Genomic DNA, 19,108 nt, shown 5'->3' with positions numbered 1-19,108 from the left:
TTAACGCGGAATGGCAACGCCCGCCCAGTAGCCGCCGGCATTGCAGCAGTGCCACCACCGGGGCCGCTCAGGACTCGCGGCGGATTTTCTCAACGATGTGGGTGGTGCTGACGTTGTCGACGAAATCCAGCACTTTCACGGCGCCGCCGTAGCCGTGCACCAGATCAGCGCCAACCACTTGGTCGACGCTGTAATCGCCGCCTTTCACCAACACGTCCGGTTGCAGGGCTTCCAGCAGCGGGACTGGCGTGTCGGTGTCGAAACTGACCACCCAATCCACCGCTTCCAACGCCGCCAGTACTGCCATGCGCCGCTCAAGTGGGTTGATCGGGCGGCCCGGGCCTTTCAGACGACGGATCGATTCATCGCCGTTGACCGCCACAATCAGGCGATCGCCCTGCCGGCGGGCGCTGTCCAGATAACCGACGTGGCCGGCATGGATGATGTCGAAGCAGCCGTTGGTAAACACGATGCGCTCGCCCTGCGCGCGTGCATCCGCTACCGCCACCTGCAGCTGTGCCAGCGTCATCACACCGCGACCGATACCGCCTTCTTGGTGCACCGCCCGGCGCAGCTCGGGGGCACTGACCACGGCAGTGCCGAGCTTGCCGACCACGATACCGGCGGCAATGTTGGCCAGCGCCACCGCGTCTTCAAGGCTGGCGCCGGCAGCCAGCGACGATGCCAGCACCGAGATCACGGTGTCACCGGCGCCGGTCACATCGAACACTTCCCGCGCCCGCGCCGGCAAATGCAAAGCACTTGTCGCACGCAACAGCGTCATGCCTTTCTCGCTGCGAGTAATCAGCAGCGCCTCCAGCGACAGCTCTGCCATCAGTGCACGGCCTTTGCGCACCAAGTCATCTTCGCTAGTGGTGGCGCCCACCACCGCCTCGAATTCAGCCAAGTTCGGCGTCAACAGGGTAGCGCCCCGATAGCGGCTAAAGTCGGTGCCTTTCGGGTCCACTAGCACCGGCACGCCAGCGGCGCGAGCTGCCGCGATCAGCGCCTGCGGGTCACGCAATGCGCCCTTCTGGTAATCGGACAACACCAGCGCGCCGGCGCCGGCCAACTGGCGCGTGACGGTCTCGGTGAAGGGGGCAGGGTCCACGTCGTGGAACGGCTCTTCGAAGTCGAGCCGCAATAACTGCTGCTGACGGCTGATGATGCGCAGCTTGGTGATGGTGGGCTGGTCCGCCACCTGCTGAAACTCGCACTGCACTGACGCCGCCTGCAGCCGCTCCGCCAGCGTCGCCGCCGCTTCGTCCTGGCCCGTCACCCCCACCAGCACCGCCCGCGCGCCGAGCGCCGCCATGTTCAGCGCCACGTTGGCGGCGCCGCCGGGGCGATCTTCCTGGTCGGTGACCCGCACCACCGGCACTGGCGCTTCCGGCGAGATGCGCTGGGTCGGGCCGTGCCAGTAGCGATCCAGCATCACGTCACCGGCGACCACCACATGTGCGCTGTCGAATTGCGGAATCTGCACGCTTTGATCCTTCATCTTGGACGGGTTAGGGCGACCTGGTCAGGGCCCGGAAAAGTGCCCGGCAGTGTACCACAGTGCGGTTTCAGCGCGGCGGCCGGTGCACCGCGGCCACCGCTGTCGGCCTCTGCGACGACAGCTCCATCTGCAACCGGGTGCATCTGCCTACCGAGGTCTTTATAGTCGCCCCCCGCCGGACATCGCGCCGTGCTGCCGCGGCCTAAGCGGACCCCCGGCCGCCCTGTTTCTGCTGGGATGCTTGCCAAGGTTTACAACATGAGTACGGCTTTCAGAACCGATATCAACGGCCTGCGTGCGTGGGCGGTGTTGCTGGTGGTGCTGTTCCATTTCGCAGTGCCCGGCTTCGGCGCCGGCTTTGCCGGGGTCGACGTGTTCTTCGTGATCTCCGGCTACCTGATGGCACAGATTCTCCATCGCGGCCTCAGCCACGGCAATCTCAGCCTAGTGACGTTTTATGCGTCGCGGGTGCGGCGCATCTACCCGGCGCTGGTGCTGGTGAGCGTGGCGTGCTTGGTGGCCGGTTGGTTCCTGCTGGTGCCGGAGCACTACATGGCGCTGGGCCGCCATGTGCGCGAATCGCTGCTGTTCAACTCCAACCACCGCTACCTGTCAGAAGCCGGTTATTTCGACACCGCTGCCGAAAGCAAATGGATGCTGCACACCTGGTCGCTGTCGGTGGAGTGGCAGTTCTACATGCTGTACCCGCTGCTGATGTGGGGATTGTTCCGCTGGGTGCGCAGCCATCTAGCGTTGCTGGCCATCACAGTGGTCCTGATCGCCGCGTCACTGGGCTGGAGCGAATGGCTGGCGCAGCACCGGCCGGATGAAGCCTTCTATGGCTTCTTTGCGCGCGCCTGGGAGCTGCTGGCGGGTGGCGCGGTGTTCCATCTATGTGCTCTCACCACGCTGCCACGCCGACTCGGGCAGGGGTTCCATTGGGCCGGGCTCGGCATCATCGTGCTCACCGCGTGCGTAGTGACCCCGGCTGCCTGGCCCGGCCTCTGGGCACTGCTGCCCGTGCTCGGCGCAGCGCTAGTGATCATTGGCCGCAGCGAATCGCCACTCACCAAGGGCCGGCTGTGGGATTGGCTTGGCGAACGCTCTTACTCGATCTATCTGTGGCACTGGCCGCTGGCGGCGATGCTGCACACGTTGGGTCTGTTCCAGTCCGCCAGCTGGCGGCTGGCGGCACTGGCGTTGGCGCTGTTGCTGGCCGAGCTGGCCTACCGGTTCATGGAGCGCCCGCTGCGCGAACGGCTAGGCCGCCGCTCCAACCGCTTCACCCTCGGCGGCGCCCTGCTCCTGTTGTTGGTGGTGGGCGGCAGCGCCCAAGCTGTGCGCCAGCTCGGTTTCCCGGAGCGCATGCCCGAGCACGTAAAGGCCATCCTGTACGCCTACCCAGACCACAACCCGCGTCGCGAGGAGTGTCTGGGTGTGGAGTTTGATTGCCACTATGGCCCCGATGGCCCGGTGGCCATGGTGCTGGCCGGTGACAGCCATGCCGACACCGTCGCCAACCCGCTGATGGCCGCACGCGGCGGTCAGACCGGCAACATCCTGTTCCAAGGCAATTCCGCCTGCCTGACCTTGCCGGGATTGGCGCATACCGACAAAGACCGCCAAGACTGCGTCGATCTCGGCAACGAGCTACCGGACGTGCTTGCGACACTGCCGGGTGTGCCCTTAGTGCTGGTTAATCGACTCAGCGAATACACCAACGGCAGCCAGATCGACGCCGACCGCAAAGCGTATTTCTATATCCCCGGCGGCGACCGTTACTTCACTGCAGCCTGGTTCGAACAGTTCCGCCACTGGTATCTAGAAACCCTGTGCGGACTGGCAGCTGAGCGCGAGGTGTGGATCATGCGGCCAATCCCGGAAATGGACGTCGACGTCACCAGCACCCTGGCCCAGCAGGCGCTGATGGGCCAATCGCAACCGGTTTATATCAGCCGCGCCCGCTACGCCGAGCGTCATGCCTACGCGCTGTCACTGCAGGACCAAGCGGTGGAGCAGTGCGGCGTGCGGTTAATCGATATCACCAGTGCGCTCTGCGATGACCAGCGGTGTTACGGCTCCGACAACGGCTTGCCGCTGTATCGGGATGAGGACCACTTGAATGAATTCGGCAACCAGCGTCTGACGCCGGTGTTCGAGCGTTATTTTGGGGTGGGACGGCCGGCCGCAGATTGATGTGTGCCGGGGGTAATAGCAGTTGCCCCCGGCCTGCCAAGTTCCTGACTCAATACGACAGACCGGATGCAGCACTGCTGGCCGCTCTGCCGACGGCCCACTACACTGCGGGCTTTGAAGTTCGGAGAAGCACCCAGTGAGCCGCAGTTCACAAACCCCGAAGTCGCTGTCCCACCCCAGTTACTGGACCACCTGGTTCGGCGTTGCGCTGTTCTGGCTGCTGGGGCAGTTACCCTGGCGGATGCTGCTCGGACTCGGGCGCACCATCGGCCGCTTGGCGTGGTGGCTGGCACCGTCCCGGCGCCGCATTGTGGAAACCAATCTGGCACTGTGCTTCCCAGAACAGTCCGCCCACCAGCGGCACGGTTTTGCCAAGGCAGTGATGCGCAGCACCGGCGAGGCCATGACGGAAATTGCCGGCGCCTATGTCAGCCTGCACTTCAATGCTCGTGAGCGCCTGGAGATTACCGGCCTCGAACACCTCACACGCGCCCAAGAAAGCGGCCAAGGAGTGCTGCTGCTGGGCATGCATTTCAACACCATCGATATCGGCGCCCGGCTGCTCGGCGAAGGCGCGGGCGTGCGCTTCAGCGTGGTGTACCGCCCCAATGACAACGCGGTGCTGGATTGGCTGATTAAACGCGGACGCAGCCAGTATGTAGACCGCTATATCGACCGCGCCGACATGCGCGGGCTGGTACGAGAACTACGCGCTGGCGGCATCTGCTGGTATGCGCCGGACCAGGATTACGGCACCGACAATGCCGTGTTCGCACCCTTCTTCGGGGTGCCGGCCGCCACTATCGCTACCACCGGGCGCATCGCCCGCATGGGCAAGGCGGTGGTAGTGCCGTGCAGTCATTACCGTCTGCCGGGTGGCCGCTACCGCATTTGTTTCGATGCACCGTTGGACGATTTCCCCACTGGCGACGACCTTGGCGACTGCACCCGCGTCAACCAGGCCATCGAGCACGCTGTGCTACGTGCGCCAGAGCAGTACCTGTGGGTGCACCGCCGCTTCAAACACCAGCCGGACGGCCGCCAGCTCTACGCTGCCCGCAAGCGCCGCCGCTGAGTTTCGCTCCCTCCCGTGGAAAAAATCACTGTTCCTCACGGGAAAGAGCCCCGGCGGCCACAAATTACCATCCAGCGATGCCTTACCAATCGGGGCGGGGCGCCGACTGTCTCTAGGCAGGGAATGATACGCACCGGCTCAGGTCCATAGATGTGAACTCCTGCTGCAACTGCCTAGCGAAGCCAGCCAACCAATTCAATGTTCGGAGTAACACCCATGCATATTGAGCGAATTCCTCGTATTGCCCATTACATCTGGATTGGACCGAGCCCGAAACCACAGCTGGTAGAGCAGTGCATCGCTTCATTTCAAAAGTGGCTGCCAGACTTCGAACTTATCTGCTGGGACAACGAGCGGAGTGAAGAGGTCTTCAGGCTGCATCCATATGCGAGAGAGGCGTACGAAGCAGGTCTATACGCCTTCGCCAGCGACGTGATACGCCTCCACGCCTTAGTGAAATATGGCGGCGTCTATCTTGACTCTGATCTGGAGCTGTTCAAGCCGCTGGAGCCTTATCTCGAGCACCGGTTTTTCTCCGGCTTCCAAGATCCGCAACATGCCATTACCGCAATCATGGGCTCAGAGAAGAACGGCGAGTTTGTTTGTGCGCTGCTGGCTGAGTATCAGTCACTGCATCTGCTTAACGAAAAAGGCGAAGTGGACTTTACTACCAACACTTACCGCATTAACCAAGCGCTACTGGCGGCTGGCATCGTGCTAGAAGATCGGGACCAAATCTTGCCAAATGGAATTGCCATTTACCGGCGAGAAATTTTCTGTCCCTACCATCCGAAACATGGCGGTAAGCCCACTGACTTGAGCGTCAGCATGCATCACTTCAACGGCAGCTGGGTGGCGTCACGTCACGCCCAAAAATTGATGCAGAAGAGGGCCCGTCGCACGCGCCGCATGTTATGGGTCAGCGGCCTTTTGGCCAGCGCAGCCGTCGCGCTGGTATTACTCCGTTAAGCCATCCTTCGCTACGAGACTCGACACTCTCTGCGCAGGGCCGTATTGTTGGCGCCGGGCCATGCTGGTCCACGTCGCTCGGACGGTTCCGGGCGCTGACGTAAAGAGAATCCCATGTCTGAATCCCGCACTCCGCGCCGGTTTGCGCGCATCGATCGTTTGCCGCCGTACGTCTTTAACATCACTGCTGAGCTGAAAATGGCGGCCCGCCGCCGTGGTGAAGACATCATCGATTTCAGCATGGGCAACCCAGACGGCCCAACGCCCCAGCACATCGTCGACAAGCTGTGCACCACTGCCCAACGCGGTGACACCCACGGCTATTCCACCTCGCGCGGCATTCCGCGCCTGCGCCGTGCCATCAGCCATTGGTATCGCGACCGCTACCACGTCGACATCGACCCGGAAACCGAAGCGATTGTGTCGATCGGCTCCAAGGAAGGGCTGGCGCACCTGATGCTAGCCACCCTCGACCAGGGCGACACGGTGCTGGTGCCGAACCCCAGCTACCCGATCCACATCTATGGCGCCGTGATCGCCGGCGCGCAGGTACGGTCGGTGCCGCTGGTGCCGGGAGTGGACTTCTTCGCCGAGCTGGAGCGGGCGATCCGCGAAAGTATTCCGAAGCCGAAGATGATGATCTTCGGCTTTCCGTCGAACCCCACCTCTCAGTGTGTGGAGCTGGAGTTCTTCGAGCGGGTGATTGATCTGGCGCTGCGGTATGACGTACTGGTCGTACACGACCTGGCTTACGCCGACATCGTCTATGACGGCTGGACAGCGCCCTCGATCATGCAGGTACCGCGCGCCAAAGAGGTGGCCGTGGAGTTCTTCACGCTGTCGAAAAGCTACAACATGGCCGGCTGGCGGATCGGTTTTATGGTTGGCAACCCGGAGCTGGTGGCGGCGCTGGCGCGCATCAAGAGCTACCACGACTACGGCACCTTCACGCCGCTGCAAGTGGCCGCCATTGCCGCGCTGGAAGGTGACCAACAATGTGTGCGCGACATCGCCGAGCAATACCGCGTGCGCCGCAACGTGTTGGTGAAGGGCCTGCATGAAGCCGGCTGGATGGTCGAAGTGCCGAAGGCGTCGATGTACGTGTGGGCGCGCATCCCCGAACCTTACGCTGCCATGGGCTCGTTAGAGTTCTCGAAGAAACTCCTGGCCGAAGCCAAGGTCTGTGTTTCGCCGGGCGTCGGTTTCGGCGAATACGGCGATGACCATGTGCGCTTTGCACTGATCGAAAACCAAGACCGCATCCGCCAGGCGGTACGTGGCATCAAAGCCATGTTCCGTAAGGATGCACGTAAGATGGCTGCCTCGGACAAATCGTCCTGATACCCAGCTGCTTTTTACCAATCCTTGTTCCCCGCCCTAGTAGCGGGGCAATAATTTGAATAAAGCGATAGAATGACCCACCGATCCACTTCTCTCCCTCTGTTGCGCCAAGCAGCCTCCTTGCTGTTGCTTCTGGGCGTTTGCGCATATTTCTATACTTACTCTTGGACCGGTCTACCTAAATACTCAGCTGCCGGGCGCATGGACACGCTTGCTATCACTCTTTTTTTCGCGGGGACCTTCCTTCTCTGCCTATCAGTCCCCCGGTCCTATAAAAGAATGCTGATATTGCTGCCGTGGACCGCAACAGTATGGCTGATTCCCGCCAACTGGTGGCACTTTCACTTCTACAACGATGTGCTAAACATCAGCTCCCTGCATTACGGCTCGGATATCCTCAGGGCTGCAAAATCCCTACCGGCTCTCAATCACATTCCACAAGCCTTTCTAGGCAGCTCTACCCTGATTGCCGGCGCCGCCACTAGCTTGCTCCTTTTCCCAGATGCTAAGCGTCGTGGCCGCCTAATTCTTTCCACAATTGCTGCACTGCTCCTTGTGGGCTCCGCCGCATACGAAGTTGGTCACCGTCAGCGATTGACCGGGATGGACGTGCTCGACCAGCACCCTGTAATGGGTTTCCTCAGATCTTCTTTAGCAAGCAAAGGATCTCTGACCGACTTGCACGTGAACGCTGTCTCCCAATACAAATCCCCTTCCGATAGAGAGTCTCTGTTACTGCCTGCGCCAGCTATTGACGACTCCCGCCAACCACTGAATGTAATCATCATTATTTTAGAGAGTGTTAGAGCTTCAGAAACCGGGTTTTATGGCGATAAAAAATACACTCCGAATCTAGATCGAATAGCCAAGCAAGGCATCGTAATTAGCGACTTCTATGCTAACTCGACCCAGACGCCACGAGCAGAGATGTCAATCCTCTGCGGTGTAACTGACTTTAGTCGGGGCGCGCCGTTCTCCACTTATGGATTGCCAATCATCAACAACTGCCTACCCCGCATTCTTGCCAACGCCGGCTACGAAACGCTGTGGTTCCACGGCTACGACAAGAGTTTTTTCGATCGCACCCACTTTCTATCGGAAATGGGTTTTTTGGAAATACACGACCGGGCGCAAATTTTACAGTCCAATCGTGACACTGAGCAGCTGGGCTGGGGGGTCTCCGATGTTGCAGTATTTGACTATGCCTTCCGACAGCTCGAACAGACTGAGGCCCCATTCATGGCAGAGATCCTGACTCTGTCTAACCATTATCCGTTTGCCTGGGAATGGTCTGCAGCGGACTGGCCCGGGGCCGCTTCCGCATCCATAAGCGACGATATCATGAGCCAATACCGCAATGGCATTAGATATACGGACTACGCGCTAGGGCGGTTCTGGGACAATTTCCAGCATAGCCCACTTAAAGACAACACTATCCTGATCATTACTGGCGATCATGGCGTTCCAATTTACGACACTTCCACGCCAGCATCTCTTTTCATCCGCAATGAGCTGCTTTTCCGAGTACCTTTTGTCGCTATCTTCCCTGATCGGGACCATGTCCTCATGGAGCGTGTCGCCAGCCAGGTCGACATCGCCCCTACTCTGGTGGACGCGTTACACATCAATGTCCCGACCGCCTTCCTCGGCTCATCGCTCTTGACTGGTGACAGTAGAGATAAAGCCATCTTCCTTGCAGGTTCAGGAATCGGTTACCGAGAGGGATCGAAGCACTGCTACTCGCCAGCATTGGTGTGTACACGAGAGGAGGGGAGTTGCACCGCAGAACAAACCCAAGCAGAACTGGTTTGCAGAAAATCCTCCAGTGACCTGTTACAACCGGACCAAGTTTTCCTACTTGCTGAGACAGCAGAGCCTACGTTTTCCGTGCAAAAAGTGGTGGAATTTGTCGACCTCAGCCACTCATCTGGGTTCATGTCTTACCAAGAAAGGCTGCCTTTGCCGGATACTCAAAATTAGCTCCACAGTTCAGTTTGGCACCGAGCCAGACATGATATCGATTAATCGCTGGCGAGCCCGTTCAATGTGGTTTTCATCCCAGCTCCGCACTCGGCCGGGCACCAAATAACACTCCTGCAGCCACGCGATGAACTGGCGGGCTAATAATGGGTCCGACGGCACCGAGTCAGGTCGGGATAAGTAAGCCTGCAATGCAGACTCACTGGCCGCATGCCCCACCAGCCCATCAATGTTGTAAAAAGCGTGCCCTAACGTCACTACCGGCATGCCCAGCAACAGTGACTCTACTCCCACCGAGGAGTTGACCGTCACTATCAGCTGTGCATTCTCGATCAGCTGCTGAGTGTCGTTCTGGTTGGCAAATACGATGCGGGAATCAAGGCCGTGGAGATGAGGGTATTTTATTTTTGAGCTTGGATGCTCCTTGACCACAAAGTGCCAACCTCGCGGAAGTAGATGCACATTCCGGAGCAACACTTGATTGAGCGACTCCATGGTCAGAACCCAAGGCGAATGAGAGATGATCTGAGAGTCGTCATATACCTGAAAGGGTACAAAAATATATTTTTCGGGTAACATCACCGGCTTTTCTTCAATGCTCTGATGACGCTGGGGCCGCTTCATCAAAGAGCAGTTGATCCGTTCACCCCTCGGTACGTAGCTGCGGTAGAAGGCGCTCTCCCTAGGAACGCTATTGTGATAATTCACACCGCTGCCATCCAGCGCCATAGTGTTGGGCAGGACCCCTAACTCTACGTAAATTGGCTGGATCCCCTGCTTAGCAGCCCAACTCAGAACCATACCTTGCTTGTAATGGGCACCGTTGTGGAACATCAACGCATCCGCATGGCACTTTCGATGCGCGCGCATTACAGCAGAAAGGTTGTACGACGCTCTCAACAACAGCAAAAATTGATGAAGAGCTCCGATCTGTCGACCATTGGCACGCTCTTTTGCCAGATGGAAACGAAGCCACTCCCCCCATTCGGAGCGACGCTTGATCATGTAGACAAGACCAGGGAGCGGATTGACCAACCCCGGGCGCTTTGCGGAAACCCTCATCCCTCTGATACCCAGCTCCTGCTTCAGACGGCGATAATACGCATCTTGGCTGCTGCTTAGGGGATAGAAAATCGTGCACGGTAAATTGCTGTTGCTCATCGGCTGATCCTTACTTTTCTGACATCGCCAGCGTCTCGCCCAGGGTCTTCTCCGTTATCTATAACGCTTATTTTCAAGCGGGCTCGATAAAATTCTTCGCCCAGCGCGCCCGGTCTTTAGCGATCCGGCCCTTGGCGTACCAGCCCGGCAGCTGCAGCTTCATGGCGTCCAGATCCAGCACGCACAGGCGTTGATCCTGCCACAGAAAGTTGTTCGCTTTGAGGTCGCCGTGGCAGAAGCGGTAGTGCTCCATGGCGTCGATGAAACGCATCACCTGCTGTTCCGCTGGCACCATCTCCGGCTCGCCGATCAGTGACATTAGTGTCGGCGCGGCGACGAAGTCGCAGATGTAGTAAGCGCTGCCGAGTAGACCGAAACAGCGCTGTTCTAGATAGGCCACTGGCGCCGGGGTGGCGACGCCAATACTGTTCAACCAGGCGCTGCCCTGCCAGGTGCGGCGGGCGCGGCTGCGGCGCAGTTGCTTACGCAAGAAGTGGCCGGCGCCGCGGGTGTTGTAGCGTTTCAGCACCCAGTCCTGACCTTGCCATTGCAGCCGCGTCACCGAGGTGACGCCGCATATTTTGATGATCTCGCCTTCCTGCATTGCCCGATCCAAGCCGTGTTCGAGCAGCGCCTGCAGTGCCGTCTGCTGATCGCAGCGCACCCGCCCACGCCAGTGCTGGTGGCGCACCACCAGCGAGCGCTGGTCATCACGCAGCGCTTGGCGCCAGGCGCGGTAAGCGTCGGCGGGGGTCCGAGAAAGATCGATATCCATGTGCAGCCCTGTCAGGAGTCCTTGCCCGGCGGTTCATCGCAATACTGCAGCGGGAACGCCGCCGGTTGTTCAAAGTAGCGCTGGTAGACGCGCTCCGCCTCACGGCGGCTGGCGGCCAGCAGCCAGCGGTGCTGCCGCAATGCCTGGCGCAGCGGCAAGCCGGTATAGACCTTCAAAAACCGCAACAAATCCCGGCGCGTCAAACCATAGCGAGCGCTGGAGAAATACAGCCCGCCCAGATCCTTGACCCGCCAGCGCGCCGGCACTTTGGCGCGCACCTGGGCCCGGTGCAGGTCGATCAGATAAAGCGGTGCCTGCGCATCCTCCGCGGCCACCGCGGCAGCCGGCATCAGGAAATGGCCAAGGTAATAATCGCGGTGATTGATGCCAGCACCGTGCAGGGTACGGCTAATGGCGGCTACCCGCGCGATCAGCGCGCGCTTGAACAGCAACGGCGTGTGACCGGCAGCGACCCAGCTTTCACCGACCTGCTCCAAGCTGAGGGTATCGACCAGATCATCGGTGACCAGGAACGATTCGCGCCGGGCCGGATCGCTGCCGCGCTCGCCATAGCCGGCCAGCGTCATGGTGTCCAGACCGGCAGCCGCCACCGCGTGGATGGCGCGCACTTCCGCCATTGCCCCCAGCACCGGTGCTTTGAACTGGCTCAGGTTCTTAAGGATTTCCTTCCAGCCGATGCCGCCGTGGTATTTGAGGAAATAACTGTGGCCGTCCGCCGCGGCAAATTGCAACGTGCGCCGGCCCTCGCGGGCACGGTAGACCTGGCCCGGTTGCTGGGCGGCACGTTGGAATGGGTCATCGCCTTGCCACAGGGCGGCAAGATCGTCACGCAAAAACAGGCTCATGCTTGCTCCAGGGCGTCCACCGCCCGTGGCACCAGATCGTAGATCGCGGCTTCGGCGGCGAAGCGGCGACCGGCGGCGCGCCATTGCTCACGCGGCACTGCCAGCAACCTGCGAGTGGCCGCAGCCACCGCCGCGGCGTCGGCCTCACCGAGCACGGTGCCGATGGCGCCTTGTTCAATGTAGGGGGCGTAACCACACACCTCGGTGGTCAGCACCGGCAAACCGGCAATGGCGGCTTCCAGCAGTACGGTGCCAGTGTTTTCGGCATAGGCCGGATGCAGCAACACGTCGGCGGCAAACAGCCAATCCGGCACGTTGTCCTGCCCACCCATGAAATGCACCCGCTCGGCGACACCGAGCTTGGCCGCCTGGCGGCGATAACGGTCCGGACGATCGGCGCCCACCACATAGAAATGCGCTTCCGGCAGCTGCGTCAACGCGCCGATGGCACGGTCGAGGCCCTTAGTGCGAAAACCAGAACCCACGAACAGCAGCACCGGGGTGCGCTCATCCAAACCCAGTTGCTGGCGCAGCGCTGCGCGACGGGCCAGCACATCATCAGGCTGACCGCGATCGCGGCGAATACCCGGCGGCAGGTCGACAAAACGTCCATCAGCGGTGCCGTAGTGGTGCTGATAGAGCGCCCGCTGCGGCGGCGAAATCGACAGGATGCGGGTGTGGGCGGCGCTATCGAACACGCTGCGCTCCATGGCCAGCTTGTTGCGGTAGCGCGGCAGCAGCGTCTTCAACCCGCGATAGCGCGCAGCCAGACAACCGTCGGCGGCGTAGTACCAGTCCAGCCCGGGCATTTTGTTGAAACCGACACGGCGGTCGAAACCCTGCCATTGGCGGGCCACGGCGGCGGCAAACGCCGCATCGCGGGCGTGGTTGCTGGCACCGGTCACCGGCAGCGGCCGCAGCTCGGCGCCGTCCGGCACCGGCCCCTGCCACTGGCGGGTGAACAGCGTCACCTGATGGCCGCGTGCCAGCGCTTCCTCGGCCATGGCGAACATGTCCCGCTGCAGGCCGCCGTAGGGAAAGTATTCAAACAGTGCGAACGCCAGATTCATTGCGCCACCTCCTGCAAGCGGGTCCACACGGTGTGCGGGTCCAAACGGCTGAAGCACGGCGGTTCGACGCCGGCGCCTTGGTTGCCCCGGTACTGGCAACGTTCCTGCACGCAGGGCGCACAGGGGAAGTCGGCGGCCATCGACACCGCGCGGGCGCCGAGCACGCCGGTGAGCGCCGGGTCGGTGGGGCCGTACAGGCCGATGCCGGCCAAGCCGCAGGCGGCGGCCAAATGCGCCAGCCCGGTGTCCACCGCGATGAATGCATCCCAACCCAGAAACGCATCGGTGAGCGCCGTCAGGCTCATGGCCGGCAGCACTTCCACACGCGGCAAGCCGGCGGCGATGCGGGCAGCGCGGGCTTGCTCCACTTCATTGCCCCACGGCAGGAACAGTTGGTGGCCTTCGGCGCTGGCGCGCTCCGCCAGCGCCCGCCAGAACGGCTCCGGATAATGCTTGGTGGTCCAGGTGGTGCCGTGGCAGAACACCAGCTGGCCCGGCTGGCTCAGCGGGCGCGGCGGCTGGGAACGCGGCAGGCCGTAGTCCGGCGCACTGTCCGGCAGGGGGTAGCCGAGGGCCTGAGCAAACAGCTGCCGCTGGCGCAGCACCGCGTGCTGGCCACGGGCCACCGCCAGCGGCCGGTCCAGCACCCAGGCGGACAACGGCTCGCGGGCACTGTGGCGGTCGAAGCCAAAGCGCGGATGGCCGGTGCGGGCGGTGACGAACGCGCTTTTGATCAAGCCTTGGGCATCGATGACCGCATCGTAGTCGCCGTGGAGCCGCGCACGGAACGCCGCCCACTCACCGCTGCGGCGCGCTTGGATCGGGTGTTTGCGCCAACGGCGCAGCGCACAGGGAATCACCTCGGCCACCGCCGGATGGCGCGCCGGCAGGTCAGCGAAGGCACTTTCCACCACCCAGTCGATGCGCAGACCGGGGTCGGCCTGCAACGCATCGGTGAGCGCCGGCAAGGTATGGATGACATCCCCCATGGAGGAGGTTTTGACCAGCAACACTCGGCTCACGCCAGCACCTGCTCCAGCGCTTCAAGCACCCGGCTGGCGGGCAGTTGGCGCAGGCAGTCGAGGTGGCCGAGCGGGCATTCGCGTTTGAAGCAAGGGCTGCAGTCGAGACCAAGGCGAACGATGGCCACCTGGTCGTGCAGCGGCGGCGTGAAGTCCGGTGAGGTGGAGCCGTACACCGCCACCAACGGCCGGTGCAGGGCGGCAGCGATGTGCATCAGGCCGGAGTCGTTGCTGACCACCGCGCGGGCTTCCGACAGCAGGTCCACGGCTTCGTTGAGGGTGGTGTCACCGGCAAGGATGTGCAGCCGCCAGCGCAGTTTTTCCGGGATCAGGTCACGGATCTGCTCGGCCACCTCGCGGTCCTTGGCGGAGCCGAAGATCCACACCTGCCAACCCTGTTCGAGCTGGTGGCGGGCCACTTCCGCGTAATGGTCTTCCGGCCAGCGCTTGGCCGGGCCGAACTCGGCGCCGGGGCACAGCGCGAGCACCGGCAGCGCACGGTTGAGACCGAGGTTGGCGAGCGTCTGCTCCACCTGGTTCATGTCCACCCGCAAGGCCGGGGCGATGATCTCGTCGCGCGCCGGCACCGGCGCCTGCGCCGGCCGGCCCAGCGCCACAAAGCGCTGCACCATCAGCGGGTAGCGCTGCGGGTCCAGCACCCGCACGTCGTTGAGCAGGCCGTAGCGCAGCTCACCGCGCCAGCCGGTACGTACCGGCGTCGCGGTCCAGTAGGGCAGCAAGGCGGATTTGAGCGAGTTGGGCAGCACGATGGCTTGGTCGTAATGACCGCGGAACTGGCGCCCCAGCGAGCGCCGCTCACCGAGCCGCAGTTCACCGTGACCGAACGGCAGCGACAGCGCGCTGCGCACTTCCGGCATGCGCGCCAGCAGCGGCCGGCACCAATCCGGCGCCAGCACGTCGATCAGCACCTGCGGGTCCTGGCGGCGCAACTCGGCAAACAGGGTCTGGGCCATGACCATGTCGCCCACCCAAGACGGGCCGACAACGAGCACGCGGCGGGCGGCCTTCACCATGGTGCCTTTCCTCGGCAGCAGAAACCCGCGCGGCGCACCGCGCGGGCAAGGGAACTCACCGGGCCAGTGTCAGCCAGTCGGCGTACTTGGGCTGCTCGCCGCACACCACCTGGAAGTACAGGCTCTGCAGCTGCTCGGTGATCGGACCGCGGCGGCCTTCGCCGATGGCCCGGTTATCGAGTTCACGGATCGGCGTCACTTCCGCCGCGGTGCCGGTGAAGAAGGCTTCGTCGGCCACGTAGACTTCGTCACGGGTGATGCGTTTTTCGATCACTTCCAGACCCAGATCGTCCTTGGCCAGCTGCATGATGGTGCGGCGGGTGATGCCGTCCAGGCAGGAGGTCAGTTCCGGGGTGTAGAGCTTGCCTTCGCGGATCATGAAGAAGTTTTCGCCGGAGCCTTCCGACACATAGCCTTCGGTATCCAGCAGCAGCGCTTCATCCGCCCCGCAGGCCAGCGCTTCGTTCAGCGCCAGCATGGAGTTGGTGTAACCGCCGTTGGTCTTCGCCTTGGTCATGGCGATGTTCACGTGGTGGCGGTTGTAGGAGCTGGTGCGTACCTTGATGCCCAGTTCCAGCGCTTCCGGCGACATGTAGGCCGGCCATTCCCACGCAGCCACGATCACGTGGACTTGCAGGTTGGCAGCACGCAGACCCATGGCTTCGGACCCGAAGAACACCATCGGGCGCAGGTAGGCGCTGGGCAGGTTGTTGGCGCGGATCGCTTCCAGATGGCCGGCGTTGATCTGTTCTTTGGTGAACGGGATCTTCATCTGCATGATGTGCGCAGAACGGAACAACCGGTCGGTGTGCTCCTTCATTTTGAAGATCGCCGGGCCGTCGGCGGTTTCGTAGGCGCGCACGCCTTCGAAGACGCCGGTGCCGTAGTGCAGGGTGTGGGTCAGCACGTGCACCCGGGCATCACGCCAGGGCACCAGTTCACCGTCAAACCAGATAAAGCCATCACGATCTGCCATGGACATGGCGACACTCTCCCAGATTCGTCTTCATAACCCGCGCTGCTGCTGGCTCACGCCAGGGGCAGCGGGATGTCATAGCGTGCCCGGCGCGGCCACGGCAGCACCGGGCTGAAACCATTTGGCCCAGATCGCCCGCACCCCTTCGCGCAATTCGGCGTAGGCGTCAGCGTCGACCTCGGGATGTTCGTTGCGAAGTGCCATTCGGTGGGCCGCGGCACGGTAGGCCAGGTAGGCTTCGCGCAGCAGGCCGGCATCCCGGGCGGGCATCAACTCCAGCATCGCCAGGGTTTCCAGCAAGCGGATATTGTCGGTGTAGCGGGTAAGCTCGCCGTACTCTGCCGCCCATCGCAGGACGCCGTATTGCACCATAAATTCAATGTCGACGATACCACCGGCACCGTACTTCAAGTCGAAGCGGCCGGGCGCCGTGGGGGTGCTCAAGTGCGCCACCATGCGGTCGCGCATGTCGAGCACTTCGGCGCACAGCGCCGCGCTGTCGCGCGGTTGGCACAGCACCCGATGACGTACCGTTTCGAAGCGCCGGGTGGTCTGGCGGCAGCCGCCCACCACCCGCGCGCGCACCAGCGCCTGGTGCTCCCAGCTCCACGCCTGTTGCAATTGGTAACGCTCGAACGCCACCAGTGAACTCACCAGCAAGCCGGAGGCGCCGGACGGCCGCAGCCGCAAATCCACCTCGTACAGCGGCCCGCTCATGGTGCGGGCGGTGAGCAGGTGGATGATGCGCTGGCCGAGTCGGGCGAAGAACTGCTCGTTGGAGATCGGCTTGTCGCCGTCGGTGCTGCCGCTGGCAGCGGCATCGTGCAGGAACACAATGTCGAGGTCAGAGTTGTAGCTCAGCTCGATGCCGCCGAGTTTGCCGTAGCCGACGATGATGAAGTCCGGCGCACACGGCAGGCCGTCCTCTCGATAGGGCGTGCCGTGGCGCTCCACCATCGGCTTCCAAGCCAGCATCACCACTTGGTTGAGCACCGCTTCGGCCAGCCAGGTGAGGTAGTCACTGACCTTCATCAGCGGCAGCCGCTCGGTGACCTCGCAGGCCGCCACCCGCAACAAGTGCGCCTGCTTGAAGTGGCGCAGCACTTCCATCTGTTGTTCCAGGTCTTCTTCCGGCACCCGCAACAACTGTTGGATCAGCTCGTCTTCCAGCTCGCTCATCTGCGGCGGCGAGTACAGCGTGCTGACATCCAGCAACTCGTCCAGCAACACCGGGTGACGGGTGAGCTGCTCGGCAATCAGCACGCTGCTGGCCGACAGTTTCACCAGCTGCGTCAGCGCCACCGGGTTTTCCACCAGCAGCGCAATATAGGCACTGCGCCGCAGCACCGCTTCGAGGAAATCGAACAGTCGGCGGGCGGTGACCGGGCCGCCGTGCTGATAACCAAGGTTTTCCAGCAGGCGCGGCATCAAGCGGTTGAGACGATCGCGGCCGATGTCCTGCATGCAGCTCACCGAGCGCTGGTCGCGGAACGCCTGCATCAACGCCAACACCTCGTCTGGCTTTTCGATGCCGAGGCCGGCCAGCACCGCCACCGCGCCGGCATCGCTCATGCGCCCCAGCCACAGGTCGCGCAACTCTTTGCTGCCCTGCTCCACGGCCCGCGCTTCCTGGGTGTGGTGGGCGATCACTTGGTCGAAGTGGTAACGCACTCGCTGGCGGTGGCGATCCAAGGTCCGCTGGAACCGTTCCAGCGAGGTGAACGACATCGACAACGACAACCGCTGCCAGTCTTCGTCGGTGTCCGGCAGCCGCTGGGTCTGGCGGTCAGCCACCGCCTGCAGGCGGTGTTCGACGTTGCGCAGGAAGATATAGGCCTCGCGCAGCTCCTCGGCCACCTCCACCGGCAGCAGCTCTTCATCCACCAACAGCGGCAGCACCCGCAGCAGGTTGGCCTCGCGCAGTTGCGGCAGTTGGCCGCCCCGGATCAGCTGGAACGCCTGCACCGTGAATTCCACTTCGCGGATGCCACCGGCGCCCAGCTTGACGTCGTTTTCGATGCCCTGCCGGCGCACTTCGCGCTCAATCAGCTGCTTCATTTCACGCAGCGAGCCGAATGCACCGAAGTCGATATAGCGCCGATAAATGAACGGCCGCAGCCGTGCCACCATGCGCCGGCCGGCGGTCAGATCGCCGCCCACCGGCCGGATCTTGATCAGCGCGTAACGCTCCCACTCGCGGCCCTGTTCTTCGTAGTAGGACTCCATGGCGTCAAACCCGGCCACCAAAGCACCGGCGCTGCCCCAGGGCCGCAGCCGCATGTCGACCCGGAACACAAAGCCGTCGGCGGCGTTGTGGTCGAGCACTTTGATCAGCTGCTGGCCGAGCCGCACGAAAAACTGGTGGTGGGTCATGCCCTTGCGGTGATTTTCCAGCTCACCTTCAAATTCGTAGCCGAAGATCAGGTCGATGTCGGAGGACAGGTTCAGTTCGCGGGCGCCGAGTTTGCCCATGGCGAACGCCACCAGCTTCACCGGCCGGCCATCCGGGCCGCGCGGGGTGCCTTCCTTGGCGCAGGCGCGCTGGTAGAGGTACTCCAGCGCGCAGTCGATCAGCACATCTGCCAGCACCGACAGGTCGGCCACCGTGGTGTGGTAATCGCCGATGCCGGCCAGGTCGCGCCAGATGATGCGCACCATGTGGCGATGGCGCAGCTGGCGCAGGGCCGCCATCAGACTGTAGTCGTCGTCGCACTCCGCCAGCGCCTGCATGACGTCGCTGCGCAGGGCCGGCTCGCTGAGCAAGGTGTCGAGCACGCCCGGTGCTGCCAGCCACTGGACCAGCTCCGGGGTGCGGATCAGGCGTTCGGAGACGTAGTCCGATCCGGCCCAGACTCGCGGCAAGTCCGCCGCCAGCGGCGCCGGCACACTGCCGCCGGCTTCCACAAAGCGGGTCCACTGGTGCTGCAGCGGCGGCACCAGGAAGTCGGGAAAGATGGAAAAGTCAGGATTGTGCATGGCGCCATTCTCTGCCTGCGCTGACGCCAATGCCAGCCCCCGCCATGACGCTGAAAGCCAGCGCCGGTGCGGGATTGGACAGTGCCATAGCGGACTCCGATCACAATAGTGAAATATTCGCCCACCGGCCCTATACTCGCGCCCCTAGCCAGACGCCCCGAATAAA

At 62.5% G+C, this 19,108-nt stretch carries 14 protein-coding genes; 5 read left to right on the top strand and 9 right to left on the bottom strand.

Going from position 1 to position 19,108, the window contains the following annotated elements; all coding sequences use genetic code 11:
• Window positions 1-67: 67 nt before the first annotated feature.
• Window positions 68-1,501 (bottom strand): bifunctional D-glycero-beta-D-manno-heptose-7-phosphate kinase/D-glycero-beta-D-manno-heptose 1-phosphate adenylyltransferase HldE, encoded by a 1,434-nt coding sequence (gene hldE / locus AB5I84_RS02180; protein ID WP_369454190.1) that lies wholly within the window; start codon window positions 1,499-1,501, stop codon window positions 68-70.
• A 258-nt stretch (window positions 1,502-1,759) separates the two neighbouring features.
• Between hldE and AB5I84_RS02175 the strand changes: the two genes are divergently transcribed.
• The 5 genes from AB5I84_RS02175 (at window position 1,760) to AB5I84_RS02155 (ending at window position 9,062) form a co-directional block, all read left to right on the top strand.
• Window positions 1,760-3,697, top strand: coding sequence for an acyltransferase family protein (locus AB5I84_RS02175; RefSeq protein ID WP_369454189.1), 1,938 nt, complete (start codon window positions 1,760-1,762; stop codon window positions 3,695-3,697).
• A 136-nt stretch (window positions 3,698-3,833) separates the two neighbouring features.
• Window positions 3,834-4,772, top strand: a complete 939-nt coding sequence (lpxL, locus tag AB5I84_RS02170) for an LpxL/LpxP family Kdo(2)-lipid IV(A) lauroyl/palmitoleoyl acyltransferase (RefSeq protein WP_369454188.1) — start codon at window positions 3,834-3,836, stop codon at window positions 4,770-4,772.
• A 216-nt stretch (window positions 4,773-4,988) separates the two neighbouring features.
• A complete protein-coding gene (locus tag AB5I84_RS02165; RefSeq protein ID WP_369454187.1) occupies window positions 4,989-5,741 on the top strand; it encodes a glycosyltransferase family 32 protein in 753 nt (250 codons plus the stop codon).
• 114 nt (window positions 5,742-5,855) lie between these two features.
• A complete protein-coding gene (gene alaC / locus AB5I84_RS02160; RefSeq protein ID WP_369454186.1) occupies window positions 5,856-7,082 on the top strand; it encodes an alanine transaminase in 1,227 nt (408 codons plus the stop codon).
• A 279-nt stretch (window positions 7,083-7,361) separates the two neighbouring features.
• Window positions 7,362-9,062, top strand: coding sequence for an LTA synthase family protein (locus tag AB5I84_RS02155; protein WP_369454185.1), 1,701 nt, complete (start codon window positions 7,362-7,364; stop codon window positions 9,060-9,062).
• A gap of 9 nt (window positions 9,063-9,071) precedes the next feature.
• On the opposite strand, the gene AB5I84_RS02150 is transcribed toward AB5I84_RS02155, so the two are convergent.
• The 8 genes from AB5I84_RS02150 to glnE all read right to left on the bottom strand — a co-directional run bounded on the left by AB5I84_RS02150 (window position 9,072) and on the right by glnE (window position 18,942).
• The gene (locus AB5I84_RS02150) at window positions 9,072-10,223 is read right to left on the bottom strand and encodes a capsular polysaccharide export protein, LipB/KpsS family (RefSeq protein WP_369454184.1); all 1,152 of its coding nucleotides are present in this window, start codon (window positions 10,221-10,223) and stop codon (window positions 9,072-9,074) included.
• Between the two features lie 73 nt (window positions 10,224-10,296).
• The gene (locus AB5I84_RS02145) at window positions 10,297-10,998 is read right to left on the bottom strand and encodes a lipopolysaccharide kinase InaA family protein (protein WP_369454183.1); all 702 of its coding nucleotides are present in this window, start codon (window positions 10,996-10,998) and stop codon (window positions 10,297-10,299) included.
• Between the two features lie 11 nt (window positions 10,999-11,009).
• Entirely contained in the window at window positions 11,010-11,864 is an 855-nt protein-coding gene (gene rfaP / locus AB5I84_RS02140; RefSeq protein ID WP_369454182.1) for a lipopolysaccharide core heptose(I) kinase RfaP, read from the bottom strand.
• Window positions 11,861-12,934, bottom strand: a complete 1,074-nt coding sequence (locus AB5I84_RS02135) for a glycosyltransferase family 4 protein (RefSeq protein ID WP_369454181.1) — start codon at window positions 12,932-12,934, stop codon at window positions 11,861-11,863. The genes rfaP and AB5I84_RS02135 overlap by 4 nt, the downstream gene beginning before the upstream one ends.
• A complete protein-coding gene (gene waaC / locus AB5I84_RS02130) occupies window positions 12,931-13,956 on the bottom strand; it encodes a lipopolysaccharide heptosyltransferase I (RefSeq protein ID WP_369454180.1) in 1,026 nt (341 codons plus the stop codon). The genes AB5I84_RS02135 and waaC overlap by 4 nt, the downstream gene beginning before the upstream one ends.
• Window positions 13,953-14,990 (bottom strand): lipopolysaccharide heptosyltransferase II, encoded by a 1,038-nt coding sequence (gene waaF / locus AB5I84_RS02125; RefSeq protein ID WP_369454179.1) that lies wholly within the window; start codon window positions 14,988-14,990, stop codon window positions 13,953-13,955. Before waaF ends, waaC begins: the two co-directional genes overlap by 4 nt.
• Before the next feature lie 55 nt (window positions 14,991-15,045).
• Window positions 15,046-15,972, bottom strand: coding sequence for a branched-chain amino acid transaminase (locus AB5I84_RS02120; RefSeq protein WP_369454178.1), 927 nt, complete (start codon window positions 15,970-15,972; stop codon window positions 15,046-15,048).
• Between the two features lie 69 nt (window positions 15,973-16,041).
• Window positions 16,042-18,942 (bottom strand): bifunctional [glutamate--ammonia ligase]-adenylyl-L-tyrosine phosphorylase/[glutamate--ammonia-ligase] adenylyltransferase, encoded by a 2,901-nt coding sequence (glnE, locus tag AB5I84_RS02115; RefSeq protein ID WP_369454177.1) that lies wholly within the window; start codon window positions 18,940-18,942, stop codon window positions 16,042-16,044.
• Between the last annotated feature and the right edge of the window lie 166 nt (window positions 18,943-19,108).

The organism is Alcanivorax sp. REN37 (assembly GCF_041102775.1).
Lineage (GTDB): Bacteria > Pseudomonadota > Gammaproteobacteria > Pseudomonadales > Alcanivoracaceae > Isoalcanivorax > Isoalcanivorax beigongshangi.
The sequence above is the reverse complement of the archived record's forward strand: the minus strand, read 5'-3'. Positions and strand labels throughout refer to the sequence as shown.